This window comes from Microcystis sp. T1-4 (assembly GCF_000297435.1).
In the GTDB taxonomy this organism is placed as follows: domain Bacteria; phylum Cyanobacteriota; class Cyanobacteriia; order Cyanobacteriales; family Microcystaceae; genus Microcystis.
This window is the reverse complement of the sequence record NZ_CAIP01000317.1, coordinates 1-1,525: the sequence shown is the minus strand read 5'-3', so window position 1 is coordinate 1,525 and position 1,525 is coordinate 1. Positions and strand designations below refer to the sequence as shown.

1 protein-coding gene is annotated in these 1,525 nt (G+C 39.4%); it reads right to left on the bottom strand.

From position 1 onward, the window contains the following. Window positions 1-43: 43 nt before the first annotated feature. The gene (locus MICAI_RS16665; RefSeq protein WP_008204789.1) at window positions 44-1,468 is read right to left on the bottom strand and encodes a carotenoid oxygenase family protein; all 1,425 of its coding nucleotides are present in this window, start codon (window positions 1,466-1,468) and stop codon (window positions 44-46) included. Window positions 1,469-1,525: the final 57 nt, after the last annotated feature.

The following is a 1,525-nucleotide window of genomic DNA, read 5'->3' as shown; positions in this document are numbered from 1 at the left end:
TCTCACAAGTCCAGAAAACGGGTTTCTCAAAGAAACCCGTTTTCTAAATAGCGCCTTTTTCTGATTTTTCTTGCCAAGTACCGTGAAACCCCGGAGGGATAACACTGGGTAATTGCAGACAACAAAGGGGTTCTTTTTCTAGCTGCTGACTATCATAGATTCTCACTTGGCTGCTGTGATTATTGCCGTCGTAAACTACGACGATTAACCATCCCGTTTCTGGAGATAAACCATCGCAGACAAAAATCGGTTCAGTACCATAACAGTTATTTTCTAGATAAGCAATAGTTAACTTACCTGTGGAGTGATTATAACAAGCGGGAAGTCCGATAATTTCCCGACGAATATCGCTATCGGGACGATGGACAGCTAAAAAAGTATTTTGCCATTTTTGTCCCACCAGTTGCGGGGAAACCACGGGAAAATCACAGCTTAAATCCGAGAGAATTTCCTGATTAATCACCTTTGCTGATAGGGGATTAATGGTAATACTTGCCAATTTTCCAATGGCTAAGGTTTCGGTTTCACCCGTGGCAACTTCTTTTAAAAATTGATTAGTCTTAAAGTCATCATAACGGACAAAAACAATTTCAAGATTGCCTTGGTCATTTACACAACCATTAGCAAAGTGCCATTGAAACCATGAATCTGTAACACTTTCACTGACTAATTGCAGAGAATCTCTCTCAAAAATTAGTATTCTTGTTCCTAATTCTGGCTGCCACTGCATGGCATCACTAAAAGTTTTAAATCCCAACAGTATCGATAACTTATCCGCTTTTATCGGTGGGACAAAAAAGACGAGATACTGTCCTGCTAAAACAAAGTCATGCAGCAGCGACAATCTATCTAAATCAAAAGTGTTTTTCTGGATAATTTGACCAGTGGAGTCAGACTTATAGAGATTTAAACTAACTTTAGCACTGATTGTCACCCCGAAATTAAAAATCTCTCCTCTGGACAAATCTACTTTAGGATGAGCGGAAAAAGTTTCCTTTGCTTGTAACCTAGATAAATTATCTAAACCTAGGGTTTCTAAAGATTGTAAATCTAATTTATGGGGAAAACCCCCTTCCCAGAGAGCTAATAATTTATCGGGTAAAGCTAAAACCGAGGTATTAGCGGCATTTTTTACCTCTTTTCCCCAATTATTCCAAAAGAAGCCGGGGGCATTCATGCCATAATTAGGAAATAAATATTGATTAGCGGCGCTTTCTTGCTGATAACCAGCAGTCTGAACATAACGATAGGTGGCACTGGCTCCATTATCATGAAAATGTACAGCTAAAACTGCCCCATCTCCGTCAAACCAATGACCAACTTTTTGCTTACCTCTTTCTAATCTCCCCGGACCATTGCGATAGAGACTCCCTCGCAATCCATCGGGAATTTTCCCCGATAATAAGGTTAATTGCGTTTCAGAAAATTCCACTGCTGGTTTTTCTAGAGATTTTGCCCAAGCTTTCATAGATTTGTTTTTTTACTGATTACATAGTTAAGTATAGCCCTAGACTGGGTTCAATGA